Here is a 22,934-nt window from a genome sequence, read left to right as displayed (position 1 = left end):
TACCCGTTTTATTGATATAACAACTGGAAAATTGCTGAATTTTCTGTTAATAATAGGATGAATTTCATAAAAAGTTTTTCGAAGAGCGAATAATTTCGTTTTCTTCCCTTTTATTGCTCGGACAGGCTGCTGACGCTCTTCTCCGGTTAACACTTTTCTATTTGAGCATTTCATGGTATATTCTAATGGTTCGTTTTCTTTCGTTCCGCCTCTTCCGTGTATCGGAGAAAAGGAGTGTTTTTATGAAAACATTTATTCAAAAACGAGGCCTCGGCTTCTTTGTTATTGCAGCCATCTTACTTTGGCTCAAAACGTATTCAGCGTATTTAATTGAATTTAAACTTGGTATATCAAATGTGCTTCAGCATATTTTGCTTTTCGTGAATCCTATTAGCTCCAGCTTGTTCTTTCTTGGCTTTGCTTTATTGTTCAAGAAAAAATGGCAGCCTGCCGCTATCATTGTGATTCATTTTTTCATGTCTTTTTTACTATACGCAAACATCGTGTACTATCGATTCTTCAATGACTTTATCACGCTGCCTACCGTGATGCAGGCAGGAACGAATGGCGGACAATTAGGTGATAGTGCATTTTCACTCATGCGTTGGACTGATATGTTTTACTTTATGGATACAATCATTTTGATCGTACTCGCAGTCCGCATGAAAAAGCAGCAGCAAACAAGTACAGCTACTGTACCTGTTCAAAAATCAAAATCGTTTAGACTCGTCCTTGTGTCCTCTGTTGTGATCTTTGTGATGAACTTAGTCGCCGCAGAGATTGATCGACCAGAGCTTTTATCAAGATCGTTTGACCGCAATTATTTAGTTAAATATTTAGGTGCTTATAACTTTACTGTGTTTGATGCCATTCAAAATGTGAAATCAAACAGCCAGCGTGCTCTGGCAAATTCAAATGACGTGACAGATGTAGAGAACTATTTAAAAGCGAACAGCGCTGATCCTAACCCGGCGTATTACGGGAAAGCGAAAGGCATGAACGTGATCACCATTTCTCTTGAATCTCTGCAAAACTTTGTCATTGATTACAAAGTAAATGGAAAAGAAGTGACGCCATTCCTTAATTCATTGGCACACGACAACCAAACGTTTTACTTTGATAACTTCTTCCATCAAACAGGACAAGGAAAGACGTCTGATGCTGAATTTATGATGGATACTGGGCTATTCCCATTATCACAGGGCTCTGTTTTTATTAACAAAGCGCAAAACACGTATCAAGCACTTCCTGGCATCTTGAAGAAGGATCAATACACGTCAGCAGAATTCCACGGCAATACGAAAACCTTTTGGAACCGTAATGAAATGTTTAAGTCGTTTGGATATGACAGATTTTACGATTCTGAGTACTACGATATGAATGAGCAAGATACGAAGAACTATGGGCTGAAAGATAAACCTTTCTTCAAAGAATCCATGCCAATGCTCGAAAACTTGAAGCAGCCGTTTTATTCGAAATTCATTACGTTATCGAACCATTTCCCATTTGGAATGGATGAAGGTGATACCGATTTCGAACCTGGTGACTTCGGAGACTCTGTCGTCAATAACTATTTCCAATCGGCTCATTATTTAGATGAAGCCATTGAACAGTTCTTCAACGACTTGAAAAAATCAGGTCTCTATGACAATACAGTCGTCATTATGTACGGAGACCATTACGGCATTTCTGAAAATCACAATGAAGCGATGGAAAAAGTGACAGGACAAAAAATCGGAGATTATGAAAATGCGCAGCTCATGCGTGTGCCGCTCTTTATTCATGTACCAGGGGTAAAAGGCGGACAGATTCATAAATACTCTGGAGAAGTCGATATCGCACCAACCCTTCTGCACCTGCTCGGCGATGATACGAAGAACTATTTAATGTCTGGTTCTGATATCTTATCGAAGAACTTCAAAGAGCTTGTGCCATTTAGAAACGGTGACTTCGTCTCTAAGGACTACACAAAAGTAGGCAATAACTATTACAGCAACAAAACAGGCGAGAAAATTGAGCCGACTGATAAAGCATCACAAGAAAATGAAACGGTGAAAAAGATGCTGGAGACATCTGATAAGATCGTCACCGAAGATTTACTCCGTTTCTACAAGCCTAAAGGCTTTACACCGATTGACCGCAATCAATATGACTATACAAAGAAAGTACAGGATGAAGAAGATTCCTCTTCCGCCAAAGATGAATCCAGCTCTTCATCAAAATAACTTTCTCATTTTAAGAACCAGCCGATCCCTGATCAGCTGGTTCTTTTCACGTTTGACCGCTATTGCACCGGGTATAGAAAGAAGAAGGAGGGATTTATCTTGAAAAAAACAACCGCTTTTGTCGTGACTGCTTCACTCGCTTCGTCCGCCCTAATTGGTTTCAGCCCTGCGGTCTCAGCACACGCCATGACCAAAACAGCAGTAGAACAATCCGTTCCTCAAGGTCCGAAAACCACATTAAACAACGTGTATGAGCTGGCACATAAAGGACAAATGCCGTACTATGCAGAAGGACTAAAAATTGGTGTTCAAACAAAAAAAGACGTTCATCATAAACTAGGAAATCCATATCCAGAAACAGGTCACAGCAGCTTTGATTTGTATCATGCTGAAATGGGGAATCCGGGATTTGCTTTTCATTATGATGCAAAAGGCAAAATTGACGAAATCCGTTATTTCGGTACAAATGTAGAAAAAGAAACGAATATCGGCGGGATGACCCCTTCCCTATTAAAGAAACAACTTGGACCAGCGGATTCGGTCAGCACCATCCCTCAGACAAAAGAGAAAAAATACGTGTATCGAACTGGAGATTATGAGCTTGAATTTATCGTCGGCCATGACCCAGATATAAATCAGCATAAACTCACCGTCCTGCATATTAACCTGATGAAAGCCGATTCCTAAATAAAAAAGCATCCTGAGCAGAAGCTGAGGATGCTTTTTCTTTATTATGAAGCCACTTCTAAATGCGGCTTTCTTTTCATTGTTCGTTTCAAGACTGGACCTGCGACATAATCAAGTCCAAATTTGCCTGCATTCCCTTTCGCTGTCATGATGACGATGGCAATGAGCAAGAGAAGCGGGTTGACAGAGACGGTACCAGCTAGTAAGAAAGAGACATTCATCACGCTTCCGAAAAAGGCTGCGGTTGTTGTGAACAATCCAACGATTAATCCTAGACCTACTAAGATTTCTCCCCACATGACCATGACACTGAATAGTCCCGCATTCGGCAAAGCGACATTTTCTAAAAACCATACATAGAACGGATACACTAGATGGCCATCTTTGACAACAGGTTCAGCTATCGCAAATTGTAAATATCCTGATGCATCGAATCCGCCTGTTAGTTTTCCTATACCAGATGTCAGCCAAGTCCATCCGATATAAAGTCTTGCTGCCAAAAGGATAACCGCTGCCCATACATTCGTTTGTAAGAATTTTGTAAACATGATGATGCCTCCTTTTAATTTATGTGAAATATTTCACATTATCTTTATGATCTTATTATACTATGCCGTTTCTAATTTGTGATCTTTTTCACATAGATATTCACAAATTGTTCATGAATATCTATGTGAGGTAAACTTTTCCCTTGCTAAAACCGTCTAAGTCATTTCAGACAATAAGAAGGGGTTTAACTTTGTATGAAAACATTATTCCATTTTGCTTACTTACAGGCGATGTCGTGTCTATTCCCTGTCATGATCTTTGCGGCGCTTGTCCTATCAAAGATGGTGGCTATTCCTTTTCTTCACCGGTATGATTTCATTCTACTGCTTTGCCTCCTGGCACAGATTCTCATGCTGACGCTTCGGCTGGAGACATTGAATGAACTGAAGGTGATTTGTCTATATCACCTCATTGGAATTGGCTTAGAAATGTATAAAGTACATATGGGTTCTTGGTCCTATCCTGAAGAAGCTTATACGAAGGTCTTTGGGGTTCCGCTCTATAGCGGGTTTATGTATGCGAGTGTAGCAAGCTATATTTATCAGGCACTGTCCCGGCTTCAAGTGCAGATGGCTTCATGGCCCCATCCGTTTTTTTCAATCGGGATCAGTTTGTGCATTTATCTCAATTTCTTTACGCATCATTGGTTCTATGATCTCAGGTGGTGGCTGACATTGCTGCTTGTTGTCGTGTTTCGAAAAACGTCCGTCTCGTTTCAGGTTGGCTCTTCTACCTTTCGAATGCCGCTTGTCGTCTCATTTCTGCTGATTGGTTTCTTCATTTGGATTGCCGAAAATGTCACCACCTTTTTAGGAGCATGGCAATATCCAAATCAACAGCACGCTTGGTCTCTCGTACATCTTGGGAAAATCAGTTCTTGGTTTTTACTTGTTGTCATCAGTATTGTTCTGGTGATCGAACAGCGCAAACAAAAAAACGTTCAGCCCATTTGACCTGGCTGAACGCTTTTTTCAATCTCGATCGACTTCCTTGCGGAGATCATCTGCGACAAATTCTACATTCGTTCCAATGATGATTTGTACGGAGGTTTTCCCTGAAGTCAGTACCCCTTTGGCACCTGCTTTTTTCAATGTGCCTTCATTTAATAAATGTGTATCTTCTACTGTTAAACGTAGACGAGTGGCACAATGATCAATCGTGGTGATATTGTCTTTGCCGCCAAGTCCCTCTACAAGCATACTCGCACCTGCCGTCTTCGTATCATCGGCTGCAATATCTTCAATGTGATCATCTTCCCTGCCTGGTGTTTTGAGCTTTAACAGTTTAATGAGGAAATAGAAAACGACAAAGTACACAATGCCATAAAGCACCCCAACTCCGAGCAGCATGAGTGGTTTTTGTGCGATGCCAAAGCTTAAAACGTAATCAATCGCTCCTGCTGAAAAGGCGAAGCCACTATGAATTCCAATGGTGTTCACAATAAAGAGCGAAAGACCTGTTAGCACAGCATGGACACCATATAAGAGTGGAGATAAAAACATAAATGAAAATTCAATTGGTTCAGTGATCCCTGTAATAAATGACGTAAGCGCCATCCCAATCATCAAGCCAGCTGTAGCTTTTCGCTTTTCAGGCTTTGCGGTCACAACCATGGCTAGACATGCCGCTGGCAGACCGAACATCATCACTGGGAAGAACCCGGTCATAAAGACACCCGCACTTGGATCTCCTTTAAAGAATCGCGCTAAATCCCCTGTTGCCCCGCTGAATTCCCCGAATTGAAACCAAAATAAGTTATTCAGCACATGATGAAGCCCTAATGGAATGAGCAATCGGTTAAAGAAACCAAACAGCCCTGCACCCGTCGCACCAAGACTTAAAATCCATTCCCCTAAACCATTGATCCCGCTTTGAATCGGAGGCCAGACATATCCGAAAACGGCTGCTAATAGAATGGTGAAAAGTGCGGTCATAATCGGCACAAGCCGTCTTCCGCTAAAGAACCCTAAGTATTCCGGCAGTTTTGTATCCTTGAAGCGATTGTACACATACCCTGCCAATAGCCCGCATAAAATACCGCCCAATACCCCCATATTGTTCGTTGAGTTAATCGACGTTGTACCAGCTGATAAAATAAAATAAGAGATCGCACCTGATAATGCCGCTGCCCCATTACCATCCTTTGCAATGCCGATCGCTATACCCATTGCAAAAATTAAAGCCAAGTTTGCAAAAATAGCATTCCCTGCCGCATGAATAAACGGGATATCGAATACATCCTCCCGCCCAATAGCCAAAATAATCCCTGCTGCCGGAAGCACAGCGATTGGAAGCATAAATGATTTGCCTAGCTTTTGAAAAAACTGAAACACCATTTGCCTTCTCCCCCTTTGTCTTCATCATGACCAAACGTTCATGATGTTCATAAAAAATATATCATATGCACATCTAGTTATCTATACCAATTTGTCCACATTCATTTGACATTCCGCTCTTTACTCTTTTCGCGTAAAATGTGGTAAGCTATTGAATAGAATGAAGTTATAGAAAGCGGGAATGAACAGTGATTGTCAAACATGATCATGAGTTAGAAGCCTTAAAAAAAGTCGGTCGAATTGTCGCTTTGGCAAGAGAAGAAATGAAAAGCCAAGCGAAACCAGGCATGTCTACAAAAGAATTAGATTTGATTGGAAAAAAAATATTAGAAGAGCATGGGGCCAATTCGGCGCCTGAAAAGGAATATGACTTCCCTGGGACGACTTGTATCAGCGTGAACGATGAAGTTGCACACGGTATTCCAAGTGAAAAAACCATTTTACAAGAGGGCGACCTCATCAATATTGATATCTCAGCAGAGCTGGACGGCTATTATTCCGATACCGGCATTTCATTCGTATTAGGTACAGGTGATGCTCGTCTTGAAGCATTATGCCAGTGTGCAGAGGATGCATTCCTCGAAGGATTAAAGCATGCAAAAGCCGGTAAAAGACAAAACCAAATTGGCCGTGCGGTCTACAATACAGCCAAAGAACAAGGATTTACCGTCATTAAAAACCTAACAGGACACGGCATTGGGAAAAATCTGCATGAAGCACCCAACCATATTTTGAACTATTATGATCCATTCGATAATGCTTTGTTTAAGAATGGCACAGTGATCGCCTTCGAACCTTTTATTTCAACAAATGCTGAATCGATTTATCAGACTGATGACGGCTGGACATTTAAAACACCAGATAAAAGCCTAGTGGCACAGATTGAACATACTATTGTGATCACAAAAGACGAACCCATTATTTTAACGAAGCTGTAAGCCAGCAGGTCCCCTTCTTCACTGGAGGGGTTTTTTCGTTTCCCTTTCACGAATCTGTCACGACTAAACAAAAATGCCTGTGGTAAAATAGGCAAAGATATGCGAAAGGGGTCTTATTTGATATGTGGTTCATCATCATAGGAGTTATCTTTTTGATAGAAAGTATCATCTTAACGGTTGTAGGTATTAAGAAAAAACAATCCATGATGACTTATCTTGGTATTGTCATCATGATTATGACGGTCGGCATGATCATCGTTACCCTCAACCCGCCAAATTCATAAATGATTATTTCCAGCATATACATGGATCATAGGCAGATAGAATCAGTTTTCATTTCTTAACCCCTGCACACTTTTCACGTCCTTTTTTGAGATGTTACAATGCAGGCAGTTTCAATTGAAAGGAGTTTTCTATCATGCATTATGGTAGCAAAGGCTGGTATGTCGAAGAATTAAAGAAGCTTGGTGTGACCAAGCATGAAGGAAGAAAGCTTCAAAGCTTAAAAACATATTTCCTTGCAAATCTTCTTGAGCAAAAGAAACCTAGCTCATAAACGCTTAAAGCCGTACATCAGTATAAGATGTACGGCTTTTTTTAAATGTGCTGAACTCGTTTTTCTAAAGACTTCCTCACCACATCTGCTAAGGCATCTACTTCAAGAACGGCTTTCAGCCTCTCTGGACTTGTTTGACGATATTTGACTTCGTTCACTTCATGGACTGTAATGTGATGGGGCGCTTTTTCTACTAATACAAGAGAACCATCAGGCGGCACTATGCCTTCTTTCAGCACCCGTAAATAAAAGCCGGTATACCCCGTTTGCTGTACTTCCTTGACAAGCTTCATGTTAGCGTGCTTAAAAGATAGTTTCACACACGGCTGTCTTGGCTGGCTCACTTCAACAAGTGCTTCTCCAAGTTGAAAGACATCGCCAATACGCACCTTCGTCTCGACTAGCTTGCGCACTGTCAGATTTTCGCCAAACGCAGCTTCCTGTAATGTAACCCCTAAAAATTGCTCGAAGTAAGCATAATGATCATATGGAAAGACGCAGACTGCTTTATCATATCCTCCATGATGAACCAAATCACCTTGGCCATCTCCCTCAAAATTGACCTTACTCAAATACACAGGCTCATGAATACGCTTTTTGTTGATGGCTGTTTTGATTTCTTTTCCGTTCGCATAGGTCGTGATGGGTTGTCCTACTTGGATTCCTACTATGTCATATCTCTTCTGTCCCACGATGACCATCTCCTTTGGTTGTCTCATGCCTATTATTTTACATCGTTAGACAATTAAATCATAGTCGATGCGTGAAGGTCAGTTACATGCTATGGTACGATGAGAAAAAAGGAGAGATGACATTGATTCATTATCATGCCATTGTCGCAGGACGGGTGCAGGGAGTCGGTTTTCGCTATTTTGTTCAAGGAGAAGCCGTCAATCGCGGGATGAAAGGCTGGGTACGCAACACAGATGAAGGTCATGTCGAGTTAAAGGTAGAGGGTGAGCAGCAAAAGGTGCTTGATTTCTTAAAGACCGTTCGAAAAGGAAGCCCTTTTTCAAAGGTCACAGATATGCAGATGGAGCCGCTCACTGAATTAGCTCATTATAAGGATTTTCGAATAAGGTAATCAAAAAACCTAGCTCTCGCTAGGCTTTTTCTGTCCCATGGTAGGGCTTTTCCTGATAAAAATAATTCGGCTTCACAATGGTATTGTCGTAATGCTTGTGGAAGATGTGGGTAGCAGCTGGTGATACTGGCGGAATCAGCCATGTCCAGTCCCCAGTCAGCTTGCGGTCAGCCTTTTCTTCCTGCTTTTCAAACTGTTTGAATTGATGTGCTGCTGTATGGTGATCAACAATGGTCACCCCTGCTTCTCGGTAAGAATGGAGAACCGCCACATTCAACTCAACAATGGCTTTGTCCTTCCAAAGCGACGCATTCTTTGTCGTGTCCATTCCTAAAATAGAAGCAACTTTTTTCAACATATTGTAGCGATTTTCATCGGCTAGGTTACGTGCGCCAATTTCTGTACCCATATACCATCCGTTAAACGGTGCCGCATTGTAATGAATACCGCCAATCTCTAATTTCATATCAGCAATAATCGGAACGGCGTACCATTTCAATCCTAAATCACGAAATCCTTCATATTCAGGATGGGTAATCTCGACTTCTTGGACGATTTCTTTCGGAAGCTCATACAGAACTGGCGGCTGATCCTTTAGCTGAAACATGAGAGGCAGTATATCAAAATGCGTGCCTTCCCCTTTCCAGCCATGGGCTTCACACAACGTTGTTAATTCAAGAGATGCCTCGTCGCCGATGATGCCATACTCCGTCTCATAGCCTGCATAACGAACGAGCTGATGATTATAAATGACGACTTCCTTTTGCGAATGATTTTCTGGAGGAAAGATCGTAATGGATGGTTTGATTTTCCCACCATTTGTCGCATACTCAATATGATGAAAGAGTGCCTCTTTCACCTCTTCTTCTGTCTTCACATGCCGGCAGTCGTGAACTTGCAGGGTTGACCAAAACAAACGGCCAATGCAGCGGTTGCTGTTGCGCCACGCCATTTTCGCCCCGTGCGCCAATTCCTCTTGTGTGTGAGTATACATCCCTTCAGAGTCAATTTCTTGTTTTATTTCATGCAGACGTGCTGCTTTCTCTTCATTTGACTTGCTTAATTCTTCATAGCATAAAGAAATAAAAGCTTCTGCTTCATTCCACAACGCTTCTTGATTACTCAAACATACTCGCCTCACTTTAATACGAATATATCCATTGTAGCGGTTTCTATTAATAAATTCACTGGTTTCAAACCATTTTTTATCATATCATCCGACCATTGTCCTTAGAGCGCGGATGAATCAATCCGTTTAAGGGTCTGCTCGAGCCAGCGGACATAGCCTTTTTCTCTTTCAATTGCCCTTGTCAGCACTAAGTAATGCCCAAATTGCGCTGAATGAAGCGATTCAGCGGCAGGGTCTTCCTCCGTTAAAGCGTGCAGCTTCTGTTCTAGCATGTCTATTTTTTTGGTGCGCTCTAGCAGTTGATGTGTAAACAAGTCAGCCGCTTCTTTGTTGTCCATGGAAGAGATGAAAAATGTTTTGAGCATGAATTCATCCTTTGTTGTTTCTGGTATCGGGTCTTTTGTCCTTAACCACTGATGCAATTCTGCTTTCCCTGCCTCTGTGATTTGATAGACCTTCTTCTCCAGCTTCTTTCCTTGTATACGAATATCAAATTCAATAAACCCTTCTTCTGTGAGACGCTTCAGCTCAGGGTAAATTTGGCTGTGCTTCGCGCTCCAAAACTGTCCAAGGGAATCCTTAAAATGTTTGGTTATATCGTATCCCGTCAGCTCACACTGATCTAGTAAGCCAAGAATGGCATATTTTAAAACTCTCATAATGTGCCTCCAACGCTTATTCTTTGACAATAGTATACCATAGACTTTAAAATAAACATGTAAATCATGACATGTTTGAAATAATATCATTCTAATGAAAGAAGGAATAAACATGGATCAATTCGTTGGACTTCATATGATTTATACGTATGAAAATGGCTGGGAATATGAGATTTACATTAAAAACGATCACACCATTGATTACCGCATTCATAGCGGAATGGTTGGAGGCCGCTGGGTCCGTGATCAAGAAGTGAATATTGTGAAGCTGACAAAAGGCGTTTACAAAGTTTCTTGGACAGAACCAACTGGGACAGACGTCTCTCTGAACTTTATGCCTGAAGAAAAACGCATGCATGGCGTCATCTTCTTCCCAAAATGGGTGCATGAACGTCCAGATATCACAGTTTGCTATCAAAATGACTATATCGATCTCATGAAAGAATCTCGTGAAAAATACGACACCTATCCAAAATATGTTGTTCCAGAATTTGCGGACATTACGTATATCCATCATGCAGGTGTAAATGACGAAACCATTATCGCCGAAGCACCATATGAAGGCATGACTGATGAAATACGAGCTGGACGAAAATAAAAAAGCAGCACGCACTGTGCCGCTTCTAGATTGTAGACAAAGGGCTAAAATGATGTTTATTTTAGCCCTTTTTTATTTAATGCCTAACGTCTTTTGAGATAGCAAGAACCGGTACACTGGCAGTTCATCGCCCACTTTTGAAGCAATAAACCCAGATGACATATAGCTGTCTTTTGATTCTGGTTCAAGGGCAAGTGACAATAAATTCGTTTGCGGCTGCGCCGTGATATATACCTTTGTCCCTTTTGGCAGCTGACGTTTCTTTTGGGTGAGTTTTGTTTCAAGCTGAATATCTGTTTTGCTCTTTTCGTCTCGTTTTGTTACTTGATAGGCTTGTACCGGTACTTTGACGCCGACAGGCAATGTGACACTTTTTAACCCTAAAGTTTGTAGCTTCCGTTCTACCCCTTCATGCCCAGGTAAAACGAGATAAGCTGTCGGTCGTTCTCTCGACATGACAGGAACAGCATCGCTCGCACTGTGAAAGCGTACAGGGATATTGATGGTCTGTCCTTTTTCAATATCCACCATTTCAAGCGAATCATCCACAGGCGCTTTGAAATCATCTTGAATAACCACTTGATCGTCATCATTTGATTGAAGTCCTTTTTTCACTAGCTTCAGTCGCTCCGTCACCATTTGCTGCTTCACCTGCTTAGCATGCTTCACCGTTGTTTCAATGATTTTTTCATGTGTGGTGACTTGTGCTGCGACGCGGCGGGTAAAATCCTCTCTTCCAATTCCAATCCCTCTGCTTTCTACAAGAAAGGATAGCGCTGGCGAGAGCGCCAAGGCATTTCGGCCAATTCGTGCATCCGTTCCACCTTCATAGAGATCGATCTTTCCATCCTTTCCTCTTGTGCTTGTATAATATAAATCATTCGAAAATCCTTGATTTGTCAGCGTTTCACGGACGCCGCTCACATATAATTCATTTGACGTGAGCCGGATGCTTTCTGGAATATTCAAGTTCTTGCCTGATAATATCAGTAAATCGTGATATTTGAGGGCACCCGCTGAGCCGATATCATCAAACTGCTTTTGTCCCACATCGTATTCATGGGCATCAATGACTACTTCTGGTGCATACCGATTAAATTCTTGATGCAGGGCTGTGAGCTCTGGAGATTCTAATGTCATATGATCACGGTTTCCATCCGTTCCGTTTGCAAGCCTGCGGTCAAACGCATAAGAACCATCAGGATTGATTCTCGGGACAATGATCATATTCACATGATTGAGTATACGCTCTCCTTGTTCACCTGCTAATCGTTTTGCGATGACGAGAGCAGATTCACCGGAGGCTGGTTCATTTCCGTGTATTTGTGCTTGAAGCCAGATCGTTGGCTTTTTTGAAAGTGGAGAGATATGACGATCCTTTGTAAAGTAGAGAGCTGAAATGGACCGTCCTTCAATGGATGTTCCAATCTGTTTCTGCGTAGCGTAAGGACTTTTGCGGACAATATCACGTAAGAATTCTTGAAGCTCTTCTTGTGTCGTAAAGGCTTCTCCTTTTTTCTGAAAGGCAGGGGTGTCGAACGTCTTGTCAGGTTCAGGGTATAGCTTCTTCACTGAGGCCGGCTGTTCATAACTCTTTCCAAAATAAGGGGTATCTGCATGAGCTGAAGCTGGGCTCACCATCGACAAACTTCCTGCTATGAGGCATACAGCAGTAAAAAGAATCGTGCCTTTTCGGTTGGACATGCTATCCTCTCCCTTCGTTGATTTGCATTATAAAGAAAAAAACAGTAAAAGTGTCAGTATTTTTCAAAAATATATCTTTTGGAGGAACAAGAGTGTCTTTGTATAGGGCAAATGAATCGAGCCTGCTCGGCAATATGACCTAAAAAAAGTGCCTGCTCAAGTAGCAGACACTCTTTTATTTACCAAATGGAGATGGCCCCAATAAGTATCGACATGACCGTCATGGCGACGACTGCAAGTACAGCCCATTTCATGCCAAACTTCTGATGCTGATCCAGTGATACCCCAACAAGTCCAACAAGTAAATGAGTCGATGGAACAAGTGGGCTTAGCATATGAATCGGCTGACCAATAATAGAAGCTCTCGCGATTTCGATTTTATCAACACCGTATGCTGCCGCTGTTTCTGATAGGATCGGCAGGACCCCATAAAAGTATGCATCATTCGGCATAAAGAACGTAAATATCCCGCTCGTTAACGCAACAATGACTGGAATGAAGCCGCCAAGCTGCTCTGGAATGGCAGATACAATCGAAATCGCCATTTCATCGACCATTTTCGTTCCAGTTAAGATGCCTGTAAAAACCCCTGCCGCAAAAATCATGGAAGCAATGGCTAAGACGTTGGTTGAATGAGCCGCAATCCGTTCACGCTGCTGTTCAAGGTTCGGATAGTTCACGATAATCGCCACACAGAAAGCAAGAACAAATAGAACCGTTAAGCTGACTTTTCCTGAGACAAGAAGGAGCACCAATAACAACGTAAGCGTCAAGTTAAACCACCAAAGTTTCGGCCGCTTGATGTCATCCTGAAGTGCCGCTGCCATTTCATTTGCATGAATCGGCTGGTCGAGCTCAATGACACCAAGACGTTTTCTTTCAGACTTCCCAAGAAAGTATGCCACCACAATCATGCTCAAAACCCCTGCACCAATGACTGGAATCATCGGGCCAAATAAAAGTGAAGGATCAACGCCAAGTGCACTCGCCGCTCTAGGTGTGGCACCTCCCCATGGAATCGTATTCATAATCCCCATGCCAACTCCGGCAATCCCCGCTAAAATAATCGGACGGATGCCAAGCAGCGTAAATAACGGAAGCATCGCTGTTGTTGTAATCATGTACGTTGTTGTCCCGTCACCATCAAGTGCAACAAGCATGGTCAGGACAGCTGTTCCGACGACAATTTTTAATGGATCACCTTTGACAATGTTTAAAATTTTCGCCACCATTGGATCAAATAAACCAGCATCAATCATAATGCCAAAGTACAAAATCGCAAACATAATCATGACCGCTGTCGGCGCGACTTGCTGCACACCTTTGACAATCATGTCTGAAATTTCAGTAAAATGAAAACCTGCAATAAGAGCAAATGCAATTGGTGTTAACACCAATGCCGTTAAAACAGACATACGTTTCGTCATAATCAAAACCATAAATACAACCATCATAAGAAATCCTAAGATTGCTAACACTTTGTTCACCCCTTATGTTGTATACGCTTTCATTAAATGTTGGTATCCCATTTCCAACCCTTTCTGTCATGATATCTGACGTTGAAATTGAAGTAAATATTATGAATTTTAATTCTTTTTCGGTCGATAAATGCTTTTTGTTCATTTTGTTCAAACTTTGATTTTGATGGATTCCATGAAAAAAAGCGGTCTCACTCGACCGCTTGTTCTCCTTGGATAAACTGCTCATATCGCCTTAATTGCTCCTCCATAAAGATCTTTGCCTCTTTGCTGTTCATATAACGACTTGTCCAGCCCTTTTGCTTTAATTGCTTTTTCCAGGACTTCGTTTGTGTCATTTTTTGAAGAAGCTGATCCCATTCACGAATATCATGCTGATTCATTTGCTTTGGGCCCATCACACCACGCCAATGAGAGAAGATGAGCGGGATGCCTTGCTCTTTCCAAGTCGGCACATCTTCAAATCCCGCTAAACGCTGATTCGTTGTGGTTGCTACTAGCTTTAGCCTCTTCTTTTCATAATCATGACGAACTTCTGTAATCGTGGTAGTTGCTGCATCGACTTCATGATCTATGAGCGCTTGGAATAAATCATCTGCACTGTCAAATTTCAAAAATTGAATGCGATATGGATCAATTCCTGCCATTTCTGCCGCTCGTGCGAATGAGATTTGATCATCATTACCAAAGTCTGGGGCAAATCCAATTTTTAAGGAATCGGGTTTCTTCTTTAGTGAGTTTAATAGCTCCTTCCCATTTGAAAAGGAAGAATCCACTGGGACTGCGACGACCTGCCACTCTTCTGCCAAAATGGCGAGCGGTGTGACATCGTTCATTGTCATGTTACTGCTGCCAAGCAAATTACGGCTTAACAATAAGCTTGAATTCAAACTAACATAGTTGGTATCTCGCTCCATCATATATGTCCATCCTTTATCCACCGTTCCGCCTCTTTGATAAAGGATATTCACCGGCCGCTTCACCAGCTTTTCTTTCTCGAGCACTGATTTCATCACTTGAGCTGTTTGGTCAAAGCCGCCGTCAGGGACACCAGACACCACAATATATAATGGGCTGTGCTGCAGGAAAGAGTCGCCTCCCTTTTTTTCATTAAAGGTGAGCGTCATACAAAGACAGATCATAATGACAAGGCATATTCCTTTTTTCATCTTTTATGACTCCGCTTGCTTTATGGCAGGATAATATTTCCGTTCTGGTCTGCCAATGATTCCGTACGCAAGCTCTGCCCGGCATTCTCCTGTTGTCACGAGATACTCGACGTACCGTCTCGCTGTTGTGCGTGAAGCCCCCATCTTTTCTCCGAGTTCTTCCGCTGTAATCCCATTATTCTCTGATGCCATCAATGTTTTCACCTTGTCCAAAGTCAGCGAATTGATCCCTGTAGGCAGGTCCCTGCCATCCTTTTCTTTTGGCTCTTCTTGCATCTGTCCAAAAAACAAATCAATCATCGTTTGATTGACTTCATCCTTAGAATTGATGATGTCTTTTTTCTCTTTATATTCGGTTAAAACTTGCGCAAACTTTTGTGCGGTCACTGGTTTGATTAAATAATGAACCACTCCGTAATGAAGTGCATCTCTTAAAAGTGTCGTTTCCGTTGCAGCCGTGATAATAATCACATCTATTTCTGGATAGTGTTCTCTTAAAAGCGGCAACAGGTTTGTACCGAGCTCATCGGGCATATATACATCAAGCAAGATGAGGTCGACTTGTTCCTTTTGGAGCGCCTCCCACATATCTTTTGCACTCTTTGCCTTTCCGGCGACTTGAAATCCTTCTATTTGTTGTATATAAGATTCATGAATGGCTGCGATTCGAAAATCATCCTCCGCAATGAGTACCTTCATCACCATTTATTCCCCCTTTGTGCCTTTCGGTATGTATGCAGTGAAGATGGCACCGCCTTCTTTTTGGTTCGTCACTTCAATCCAGCCCCCAAGTTCGTCCAACACTTCTTTCACATTCGCTAGCCCGTAGCCTCGTCCTTCCCCCTTAGACGAATGGCCTCTTGTGAAAATATGTGAAAGTTCTTCCTCGTTTACTCCATCACCTGAATCAGATACTTCTATGATAATATCAAACCCAATATCTGTAATGAACAGGCTTACCTCGCGCTTCTCCTTATTTAGTACGGCCTCAAAGGCGTTATCTACAAGATTACCAATGATGGTAATAAAGTGAGATAGACTTAAATGTGGTGGAAGCGGCTCCAATGAACTATTTTCATCGATGTGGAAATGAACCTTCTTCTCAGATGCTTTCCCTAACTTGCCGAGTAAGATGGCTTGTATTTTAGGAGATCGAATTTGCTTCATGAGTAAATCGTGCTGACGGTTTTGCAGCGTATATTCTTCCTTTATTAAGTCGATGGCCTCATCCACTTGCTTCAGCTCAAGCAAACCTAAAATGGCGTACAGCTTATTTGAGAATTCATGCGTTTGTGCCCTCAGGTCTTCTGAATATTGGCTGACCTCTGTTAATGTATCCAGCAGCTTCGTCAACTCTGTTTTCTCTCGGAAGCTCACAATTCCCCCAAAAACTCGATTGTCCTGGACCACTTTTTTCACATTTAAGACATAGGTTTTATCATTGACGACGGTTTCGATGTTCGGTTCAATCGTTTCTGCCTTTAAATAGAAAAGGAGATTGGCTTTTGGCAAGACTTGGTCAATATGAAGCGGCAGCTCGGATGAAACGCGCAGCATGTGTTCAGCAGATGTATTCATCATCGTTATCGCGCCTTTGCGGTCAAATGCAATAATCCCTTCTTTTATAGCAAGCAGCATCGCTTCTCTTTCTCGAAATAATGAAGCAATTTCGTGCGGTTCAAGCCCTAATGTATCTTTGCGAATACTTCTTGTTAAAAAAATCGCTCCGAATATACCAGGCAAGAGCACAAAAAGGGCAATATAGCTAAGCTTGATTAGTTGATGGGCTGTCGCTTGATCAATTTCCTTTTTTAAAAATTCGACGGTGACTGTGCCAATAATTTCTTCATGCTTGCCTGTTTCTTTCATAATCGGGGCACTGCCTCTGACAACGATTTCACCATTAGAATCACCCGTTGATATGGAGGTTCCCCCAAATAGCAGGGTACTTCTTCCTCTAAATACACTGATGGTTTTTCCTACATTCTCATGATTCGTATGAAAAAGGACCTTCCCTTTTTGATTGGTAATGAAGATGGCATGTGCTCTGACTTGATCCTTCATTTGCTCAAGCACTGCCTGTTCTTCATACTCAGACACTGATGAGGTGCCCACCGATGTTTTAATGGGCGGCATATATGAGATTGTTCTAGCGGTTTGCACCGCCAGCTGTTCAGCTTGCCGCTGCCTTTCTGATGTCTGCAGAAAACCAAAACAAATGGTCAATAACGCAATGACAACAAGCAAAAGCCCGATAATTAACCCCAAAATTTTCGTTTGTAAAGTGACTTTCCTTTTGCCCATCCTCACCGCTACAACCCCTAATTCAAGTAGATTCATCGACTAGACTTTAAGAAAATCATATCATTTTTTCTTACGAAGTTAAGAGAAAATTCATTCAAACAAAAAAGGACGACTCAAATCGAGTCATCCCTGTTTCAATTACGTGATAGATAAGCCTGCACTCGCATAGCCTGCTACAGTGTTAATTAAAGATAAGCCTGTTGCAGTCGCAGAGAAAACAACCAGTAATCTTGTTTCTGCTGTAACTGGCACATTCAGGCCGGTAGCGATTCCGTTTGAAATAGCACCAATAGTTAAAATCCCCGTTAATGGTGGTGCCAATGTGACACTCGCTACTTGAGTGAAGCTGTTATCTGGTGTCGGTGAAGCAAATAAGCTAGCTGTCACTGTAATACTCGTGCCGACTAAAGCCAATGCTGCCGTAGTACTAAAGTATCCGGCAAATGAAGTAATAGTGCCATCCCTTGGTACAGAGAATGCCATATTTAAAAGAGTACCTGCTGCTCCTGTTAAGTCGATGATACCACCTAGTATGCTAACGCCTGTTGCAGAGCTACCAAAGCCGACCAAACTAGAAGTTCCGACAAGACCCCCTGCAATTGTAGTCAAGACAGCAGGGGTACCTGATGCAAATGGAATAATCGCACTCGATCCAGTTGCTCCGGTTGCTCCTGTAACTCCGGTGGCGCCGGTATCTCCTGTGGCTCCCGTTACTCCAGTCGCTCCGGTGACTCCGGTGGCGCCGATATCTCCGGTCGCTCCGGTGACTCCGGTGGCCCCGATATCTCCTGTTGCTCCCGTTACTCCGGTCGCTCCGGTGACTCCGGTATCTCCTGTGGCTCCTGTGACTCCGGTGGCGCCAGTATCTCCTGTGGCTCCCGTTACTCCGGTCGCTCCGGTGACTCCGGTCGCGCCAGTATCTCCTGTGGCTCCCGTTACTCCGGTCGCTCCGGTGGCGCCGGTATCTCCTGTGGCTCCCGTTACTCCAGTCGCTCCGGTGGCGCCGGTATCTCCGGTCGCTCCTGTGACTCCGGTATCTCCGGTCGCTCCGGTGACTCCGGTCGCGCCGATATCTCCGGTCGCTCCGGTGACTCCGGTCGCGCCGATATCTCCTGTGGCTCCCGTTACTCCAGTCGCTCCGGTGACTCCGGTATCTCCTGTGGCTCCTGTGACTCCGGTGGCGCCAGTATCTCCTGTGGCTCCCGTTACTCCGGTCGCTCCGGTGACTCCGGTGGCGCCGGTATCTCCTGTGGCGCCAGTATCTCCTGTGGCTCCTGTGACTCCGGTGGCCCCGATATCTCCGGTCGCTCCTGTGACTCCGGTCGCTCCAGTATCTCCTGTTGCTCCCGTTACTCCGGTCGCTCCGGTGACCCCGATATCTCCGGTTGCTCCGGTAACTCCAGTCGCACCTGTATCTCCTGTTGCACCGGTCGCTCCTGTACCTGTTGCTCCTGTGATCCCGGTTGCTCCGGTAACTCCAGTCGCTCCCGTATCACCTGTTGCACCGGTCGCTCCTGTACCTGTTGCTCCTGTGGCTCCTGTGGCTCCTGTGGCTCCTGTGATTCCGGTTGCTCCGGTAACTCCAGTCGCACCTGTATCTCCTGTCGCACCGGTTGCTCCTGTACCTGTTGCTCCTGTGATCCCGGTTGCTCCGGTAACTCCAGTCGCACCTGTATCTCCTGTTGCACCGGTTGCTCCTGTACCTGTTGCTCCTGTGGCTCCTGTGATTCCGGTTGCTCCGGTAACTCCAGTCGCACCTGTATCTCCTGTCGCACCGGTCGCTCCTGTACCTGTTGCTCCGGTTGCACCCGTTTCACCAGCAGCTGCTAACAATGTATAATCTGGTGACGTACCTGGCGTACCTGTTGGCGGCGCTGAATTCACCACATACGTACTTCCATCGAATGTCACGACTTGACCTACTGGATAGGTTGGGGCTACCGCTGGATCAAATGCCACGATGCCCGTTAAGCCTACACCAGTGGCTCCAGTTGCTCCTGCCGGGCCTGCTGGACCCGCTGGACCCACTGCACCTGCTGGACCTGCTGGGCCTCTTCTTCCTCTCCCGCCTGGCGGACCTTGAATCACACAAACACAAGGATCTTTTCCGCAGCAAGGATTTTTCACTGGTTTCCCTGGCTTTCCAGATTTCCCTTTCTTACAACTATCACATTCCCAGCCGTCATCCTTATACGCATCATACCAGCTTCCTTTTTGGTAGTGGTCTGTCGAATGAGTTGGATATGTCTTTCCGCATTGTCTACATCTTCTCATGGAATCACCCCCCATCCATCGTATTCATCATTCCTTGGAAAGGTGTATGTACACTTTTATTTTTATCAAGAAGTATTGAAAAGACCTTGCGCTCGATGCACAAAGTCTTACATTTATTAGAATTTTATTGTCATTTTGATATCTTTTCCAACCATACTATATTCAATATCTGCTGGACGGATCGCTTCTTTTAGTTTTTTCACCCCCTCTCCTTCAAAAAAAGTAGGTGCATGTTTTCCACCGATTAATAAAGGTGCCATATAAATGACGGCTTCATTGACTAGTGATTCTTCTAAAAAGGACGCACTCACATTTCCTCCTGCTTCAACGAGAACTGACATGACAGAACGTTCCTTCAGCATTCGTAACACGTCATGAATATTTGTCCGCTGCTCTCCGCTTGTGACATAGACTTGATGCCCTTTATCTACCAGCTGTTCATACTTTTTCTGATCATACATGTGCGAGGTGCAAATAATGGTTTCGGCCATATGATCTGTTAAACATTTCGCATGAAGCGGAATCCTTAATGTGGAATCTAAAATGACACGAATGGGCTGGGTCGCCATTGAATCTTTCACAATAAGACCTGCATCATCTTGAATAATCGTTTCGACACCTGTTATCACAGCATCGGCTTCTTGACGCAATTGCTGCACTTCTTTCCTCGCTTCTGTTCCTGTGATCCATTTGCTTTCAAGATGAGATGTTGCAATTTTCCCGTCTAACGAAATGGCTGATTTTAAGATGACGTAAGGAAGGTCTGATTGAATGAAATGAAAAAAAGGCACATTTAAGCGATCCGCCTCCTGTTTACATATTCCTTCATCTACTTCGATCCCTGCTTGTTTCAACATGGTAACCCCCTTACCTGCGACAAGCGGATTTGGGTCTTGCGTCGCAATGACTACACGTTTCACACCACTTTTGATAATGGCTTCCGTGCAAGGACCCGTTTTCCCATGATGCGAACAAGGTTCAAGCGTCACATACATGTCAGCTCCCTTTGCCTTTTCCCCTGCCATTTGCAGCGCATGAATTTCAGCATGAGGTTCGCCCGCCTTCATGTGAGCACCAATCCCAACAATCTCACCTTGCTGTACAATGACTGCACCGACAAGCGGATTTGGGGAGGTTTGCCCTTTCATTGCCTTTGCGTTGGCAATCGCCAGCTTCATATAAAAAACATCGTCTTTCATGTGAGTCTCCTTTCTTCTCTTTCAAGGGAAAGAACTCCTTCAGGAAATGAAGGAGTTCTATTCTCATGTGCTATATTTTTTCCATCCGTTTCTTTTCAGATCGATCATAGTAAGGCAAGGAATAAAAAAGTTTATATGATGCTCGTTGTTTACAAAAACAGCATTTGCGTAATTCATATTTATTAATGAGGAGCACATGCGGACAATTGAGTACAGTCAGGCCTTTTTTCATATGTTCCTTGCAAACACTTATCATGAGAATCCCCCGCTTACATTCTTTTTCTTAATGAGAGATTACTTCTTTCGGAAATTGTTCAAATAAGCGCAGTACTTCAGTATGTGTGCCATCTTCTCGAATATGATAAATCCCGCCGTCATATGAGCTTGCGTATACATCATTGCCTAATTGTCTGATGGCACTAATCCCATTCTTGGCAATTCTAATTGGGCCGGTATTGACATCTAGCTCTGGATTCCACACAACGACATAGCCCCAATAATCTCCGCTCACAATATAGCCAGAGTCTGTGACAGAGACAGATTTAATAGAATACTGGTGTTCATTATGCTGGTCTAAAATTCTTCCTGTATGCAAATCAAACAATCTCACATTCTTGTCACGGCTGACAATGGCAATACGATCTCTTTTACTATCAATGAATACATCATTTAACAGCTCTGTCGCTCCGATATATTTCGCTTTTAAAGACAAGCTCTTCTTATCTAAAAGACAGATGGTTCCTTCTACCGCGGCTGTGATGATATGATCTCCTTCTACTTTTAATGCTTTAACAGCACAATCGTGTGCTTTGGAACGGCCAATTTCCTTTAAATGTTCTGTCGAAATGACATGTACATAACCGCCGTAAGTTCCAATATAGAATTGCCGATCCTCCTCGTGGAAATACACACTGTTGACCGGCCCTGTGTTGAGATCAAACGAAACCATTTGCTGTAATGATTCATGAACAATATGCACCTGACTTGCATGATCTCCCCACGCATAATAGCTTCCATCTCGTGCGACAGCCACTCCATTTGTTAAAACGCCTGTCGATTTAGCGATTTCAATCCCGTTCTTTCTGAATTTTCCGTCATCTGATGCTGTGATGATATCTCCCGCATCAGTCAGCGCAATATCATTAATAGAGGGTGTCGCCATTTCGATCTCATCTGATACAACTTTTCCCTTTTCAATAGACCATTCACAATACGTTTTTCCAAAGCTGGCTCCTAGGATGGATTTCTCATCTTCCGTCCAGACAAGCGAACGCTCCCACTGATATTTATGAGGCAGCAACGTATCGACTAAATCCCCTGTTTCATAATTCCACAGCTTAATTAAATGGTCATAGCCTGCTGTCAGCAAGTAATTGCCGCTTGGAGAAAAGTTCACCCGCTTGACGCCCTGTAAATGGGCTTTAATGATTTTTTTCTCCTGTAAAGTAACCGCATCATAAATAATGACGGTGCCATCGTCTCTGCCAAGTGCGAACACTTCTTTTTGATTGCTGCCGCTGATTGTGTCCAGCTCATAATCAAACGGACCAATTTCTCCTACAATTTCTCCTGTATCATACAACCATACAAGAACGTAGCCATCATCACCTGTTGTATAAGCTTTATCTCCATGTATCCATACAGCTAATACATCTTTGCTATGTCCATGGAATTCTCTTAAAATAGCTCCTGTTTCGATATCCCACACTAAGCACCTTCTATCTCTAGACACCGATACTAGTAAGGTATCCTGTTTGGCAAAGGCGACGGCTTCTACATCATCCGCATGACCAAACAGGGTGCGAATTCGAGTATGAGTACCTGTATCATACAATTGAATGGTGTAGTCTGACGATGCACTCGCTAAATACTTTCCGTTTTCAGAAAGAGATAAAGAGTTAATGATATGCTCGTGACTTCCAATAAACGTTCCTTCTCCTGTTGCCCGGTTCCACTTATAAATACAACGGTCATAGCCGCCAGTGTAAACAATTTGGTCCTGCTGAGTTGATAAAACAGATGTAATCGGTCCTCTATGCATGATT

General features: G+C 43.3%; 21 protein-coding genes. 8 read left to right on the top strand and 13 right to left on the bottom strand.

Annotated features, from left to right (window positions below):
* The first annotated feature begins 242 nt into the window (after nucleotides 1-242).
* The gene (locus ACP7A0_RS13010) at nucleotides 243-2,225 is read left to right on the top strand and encodes an LTA synthase family protein (RefSeq protein ID WP_034665184.1); all 1,983 of its coding nucleotides are present in this window, start codon (nucleotides 243-245) and stop codon (nucleotides 2,223-2,225) included.
* A 99-nt stretch (nucleotides 2,226-2,324) separates the two neighbouring features.
* Nucleotides 2,325-2,912 (top strand): YjgB family protein, encoded by a 588-nt coding sequence (locus ACP7A0_RS13005; RefSeq protein WP_060595763.1) that lies wholly within the window; start codon nucleotides 2,325-2,327, stop codon nucleotides 2,910-2,912.
* Nucleotides 2,913-2,956: 44 nt separating this feature from the next.
* Here ACP7A0_RS13005 and ACP7A0_RS13000 read toward each other — a convergent pair whose 3' ends face one another.
* Nucleotides 2,957-3,460, bottom strand: coding sequence for a DoxX family protein (locus ACP7A0_RS13000; protein ID WP_375567061.1), 504 nt, complete (start codon nucleotides 3,458-3,460; stop codon nucleotides 2,957-2,959).
* Nucleotides 3,461-3,655: 195 nt separating this feature from the next.
* Here ACP7A0_RS13000 and ACP7A0_RS12995 point away from each other — a divergent pair, with 195 nt between their 5' ends.
* Entirely contained in the window at nucleotides 3,656-4,414 is a 759-nt protein-coding gene (locus ACP7A0_RS12995; protein WP_375567059.1) for a DUF817 domain-containing protein, read from the top strand.
* Between the two features lie 18 nt (nucleotides 4,415-4,432).
* Here the strand turns inward: ACP7A0_RS12995 and nagE are convergent, their stop codons facing one another.
* Nucleotides 4,433-5,797, bottom strand: coding sequence for an N-acetylglucosamine-specific PTS transporter subunit IIBC (gene nagE / locus ACP7A0_RS12990; protein ID WP_106039448.1), 1,365 nt, complete (start codon nucleotides 5,795-5,797; stop codon nucleotides 4,433-4,435).
* Nucleotides 5,798-5,985: 188 nt separating this feature from the next.
* On the opposite strand from nagE, the gene map reads away from it, so the two are divergent.
* The 3 genes from map (at nucleotide 5,986) to ACP7A0_RS12975 (ending at nucleotide 7,291) form a co-directional block, all read left to right on the top strand.
* Nucleotides 5,986-6,735: a type I methionyl aminopeptidase gene (gene map, locus ACP7A0_RS12985; RefSeq protein WP_034665196.1), complete on the top strand. Its 750-nt coding sequence runs from the start codon at nucleotides 5,986-5,988 to the stop codon at nucleotides 6,733-6,735.
* 122 nt (nucleotides 6,736-6,857) lie between these two features.
* Nucleotides 6,858-7,019 (top strand): hypothetical protein, encoded by a 162-nt coding sequence (locus tag ACP7A0_RS12980; RefSeq protein WP_003214360.1) that lies wholly within the window; start codon nucleotides 6,858-6,860, stop codon nucleotides 7,017-7,019.
* A gap of 134 nt (nucleotides 7,020-7,153) precedes the next feature.
* Complete coding sequence (locus tag ACP7A0_RS12975; protein ID WP_003214303.1) at nucleotides 7,154-7,291, top strand: YflJ family protein; 138 nt, start codon at nucleotides 7,154-7,156, stop codon at nucleotides 7,289-7,291.
* Nucleotides 7,292-7,332: 41 nt separating this feature from the next.
* Here ACP7A0_RS12975 and ACP7A0_RS12970 read toward each other — a convergent pair whose 3' ends face one another.
* Complete coding sequence (locus ACP7A0_RS12970) at nucleotides 7,333-7,983, bottom strand: MOSC domain-containing protein (RefSeq protein ID WP_060595758.1); 651 nt, start codon at nucleotides 7,981-7,983, stop codon at nucleotides 7,333-7,335.
* Between the two features lie 122 nt (nucleotides 7,984-8,105).
* Between ACP7A0_RS12970 and ACP7A0_RS12965 the strand changes: the two genes are divergently transcribed.
* On the top strand, nucleotides 8,106-8,375 hold the full coding sequence (locus ACP7A0_RS12965) for an acylphosphatase (RefSeq protein WP_034665208.1): 270 nt from the start codon (nucleotides 8,106-8,108) through the stop codon (nucleotides 8,373-8,375).
* Nucleotides 8,376-8,394: 19 nt separating this feature from the next.
* Here the strand turns inward: ACP7A0_RS12965 and ACP7A0_RS12960 are convergent, their stop codons facing one another.
* Both ACP7A0_RS12960 and ACP7A0_RS12955 read right to left on the bottom strand, forming a co-directional pair.
* A complete protein-coding gene (locus ACP7A0_RS12960; RefSeq protein ID WP_066031173.1) occupies nucleotides 8,395-9,501 on the bottom strand; it encodes a nitric oxide synthase oxygenase in 1,107 nt (368 codons plus the stop codon).
* Between the two features lie 104 nt (nucleotides 9,502-9,605).
* Nucleotides 9,606-10,163, bottom strand: coding sequence for a PadR family transcriptional regulator (locus ACP7A0_RS12955; protein ID WP_034665213.1), 558 nt, complete (start codon nucleotides 10,161-10,163; stop codon nucleotides 9,606-9,608).
* Nucleotides 10,164-10,275: 112 nt separating this feature from the next.
* On the opposite strand from ACP7A0_RS12955, the gene ACP7A0_RS12950 reads away from it, so the two are divergent.
* The gene (locus ACP7A0_RS12950) at nucleotides 10,276-10,761 is read left to right on the top strand and encodes a phenolic acid decarboxylase (RefSeq protein WP_106031346.1); all 486 of its coding nucleotides are present in this window, start codon (nucleotides 10,276-10,278) and stop codon (nucleotides 10,759-10,761) included.
* 72 nt (nucleotides 10,762-10,833) lie between these two features.
* On the opposite strand, the gene ACP7A0_RS12945 is transcribed toward ACP7A0_RS12950, so the two are convergent.
* The 8 genes from ACP7A0_RS12945 to ACP7A0_RS12910 all read right to left on the bottom strand — a co-directional run bounded on the left by ACP7A0_RS12945 (nucleotide 10,834) and on the right by ACP7A0_RS12910 (nucleotide 22,930).
* Nucleotides 10,834-12,465 (bottom strand): M14 family metallopeptidase, encoded by a 1,632-nt coding sequence (locus tag ACP7A0_RS12945; protein WP_426005418.1) that lies wholly within the window; start codon nucleotides 12,463-12,465, stop codon nucleotides 10,834-10,836.
* Nucleotides 12,466-12,644: 179 nt separating this feature from the next.
* Complete coding sequence (locus ACP7A0_RS12940) at nucleotides 12,645-13,943, bottom strand: citrate:proton symporter (RefSeq protein ID WP_034665220.1); 1,299 nt, start codon at nucleotides 13,941-13,943, stop codon at nucleotides 12,645-12,647.
* 191 nt (nucleotides 13,944-14,134) lie between these two features.
* Nucleotides 14,135-15,112, bottom strand: a complete 978-nt coding sequence (locus tag ACP7A0_RS12935) for a tripartite tricarboxylate transporter substrate-binding protein (RefSeq protein ID WP_106072566.1) — start codon at nucleotides 15,110-15,112, stop codon at nucleotides 14,135-14,137.
* Between the two features lie 3 nt (nucleotides 15,113-15,115).
* Nucleotides 15,116-15,814 (bottom strand): response regulator, encoded by a 699-nt coding sequence (locus ACP7A0_RS12930; protein WP_034665245.1) that lies wholly within the window; start codon nucleotides 15,812-15,814, stop codon nucleotides 15,116-15,118.
* A gap of 3 nt (nucleotides 15,815-15,817) precedes the next feature.
* On the bottom strand, nucleotides 15,818-17,416 hold the full coding sequence (locus tag ACP7A0_RS12925) for a sensor histidine kinase (protein WP_127687513.1): 1,599 nt from the start codon (nucleotides 17,414-17,416) through the stop codon (nucleotides 15,818-15,820).
* Nucleotides 17,417-17,554: 138 nt separating this feature from the next.
* On the bottom strand, nucleotides 17,555-19,690 hold the full coding sequence (locus ACP7A0_RS12920; protein ID WP_426005414.1) for an exosporium glycoprotein BclB-related protein: 2,136 nt from the start codon (nucleotides 19,688-19,690) through the stop codon (nucleotides 17,555-17,557).
* 116 nt (nucleotides 19,691-19,806) lie between these two features.
* The gene (gene ribD, locus ACP7A0_RS12915) at nucleotides 19,807-20,889 is read right to left on the bottom strand and encodes a bifunctional diaminohydroxyphosphoribosylaminopyrimidine deaminase/5-amino-6-(5-phosphoribosylamino)uracil reductase RibD (protein ID WP_060595748.1); all 1,083 of its coding nucleotides are present in this window, start codon (nucleotides 20,887-20,889) and stop codon (nucleotides 19,807-19,809) included.
* Nucleotides 20,890-21,172: 283 nt separating this feature from the next.
* A complete protein-coding gene (locus tag ACP7A0_RS12910; RefSeq protein ID WP_106031353.1) occupies nucleotides 21,173-22,930 on the bottom strand; it encodes a WD40 repeat domain-containing protein in 1,758 nt (585 codons plus the stop codon).
* Between the last annotated feature and the right edge of the window lie 4 nt (nucleotides 22,931-22,934).

The sequence above is a fragment of the Bacillus sp. DWP3-1 genome (assembly GCF_049896565.1).
Taxonomy (GTDB): Bacteria; Bacillota; Bacilli; order Bacillales; family Bacillaceae; genus Bacillus.
This window is presented reverse-complemented; position numbering and strand designations above follow the sequence as displayed.

Coding starts and splice junctions, on each gene's coding strand:
- ACP7A0_RS13010 (WP_034665184.1), top strand. CDS start 243: ATGAAAACATTTATTCAAAAACGAGGCCTCGGCTTCTTTGTTATTGCA.
- ACP7A0_RS13000 (WP_375567061.1), bottom strand. CDS start 3,460: ATGTTTACAAAATTCTTACAAACGAATGTATGGGCAGCGGTTATCCTT.
- ACP7A0_RS12995 (WP_375567059.1), top strand. CDS start 3,656: ATGAAAACATTATTCCATTTTGCTTACTTACAGGCGATGTCGTGTCTA.
- nagE (WP_106039448.1), bottom strand. CDS start 5,797: ATGGTGTTTCAGTTTTTTCAAAAGCTAGGCAAATCATTTATGCTTCCA.
- ACP7A0_RS12980 (WP_003214360.1), top strand. CDS start 6,858: ATGTGGTTCATCATCATAGGAGTTATCTTTTTGATAGAAAGTATCATC.
- ACP7A0_RS12975 (WP_003214303.1), top strand. CDS start 7,154: ATGCATTATGGTAGCAAAGGCTGGTATGTCGAAGAATTAAAGAAGCTT.
- ACP7A0_RS12955 (WP_034665213.1), bottom strand. CDS start 10,163: ATGAGAGTTTTAAAATATGCCATTCTTGGCTTACTAGATCAGTGTGAG.
- ACP7A0_RS12950 (WP_106031346.1), top strand. CDS start 10,276: ATGGATCAATTCGTTGGACTTCATATGATTTATACGTATGAAAATGGC.
- ACP7A0_RS12945 (WP_426005418.1), bottom strand. CDS start 12,465: ATGTCCAACCGAAAAGGCACGATTCTTTTTACTGCTGTATGCCTCATA.
- ACP7A0_RS12935 (WP_106072566.1), bottom strand. CDS start 15,112: ATGAAAAAAGGAATATGCCTTGTCATTATGATCTGTCTTTGTATGACG.
- ACP7A0_RS12925 (WP_127687513.1), bottom strand. CDS start 17,416: ATGGGCAAAAGGAAAGTCACTTTACAAACGAAAATTTTGGGGTTAATT.
- ACP7A0_RS12920 (WP_426005414.1), bottom strand. CDS start 19,690: ATGAGAAGATGTAGACAATGCGGAAAGACATATCCAACTCATTCGACA.
- ribD (WP_060595748.1), bottom strand. CDS start 20,889: ATGAAAGACGATGTTTTTTATATGAAGCTGGCGATTGCCAACGCAAAG.
- ACP7A0_RS12910 (WP_106031353.1), bottom strand. CDS start 22,930: ATGCATAGAGGACCGATTACATCTGTTTTATCAACTCAGCAGGACCAA.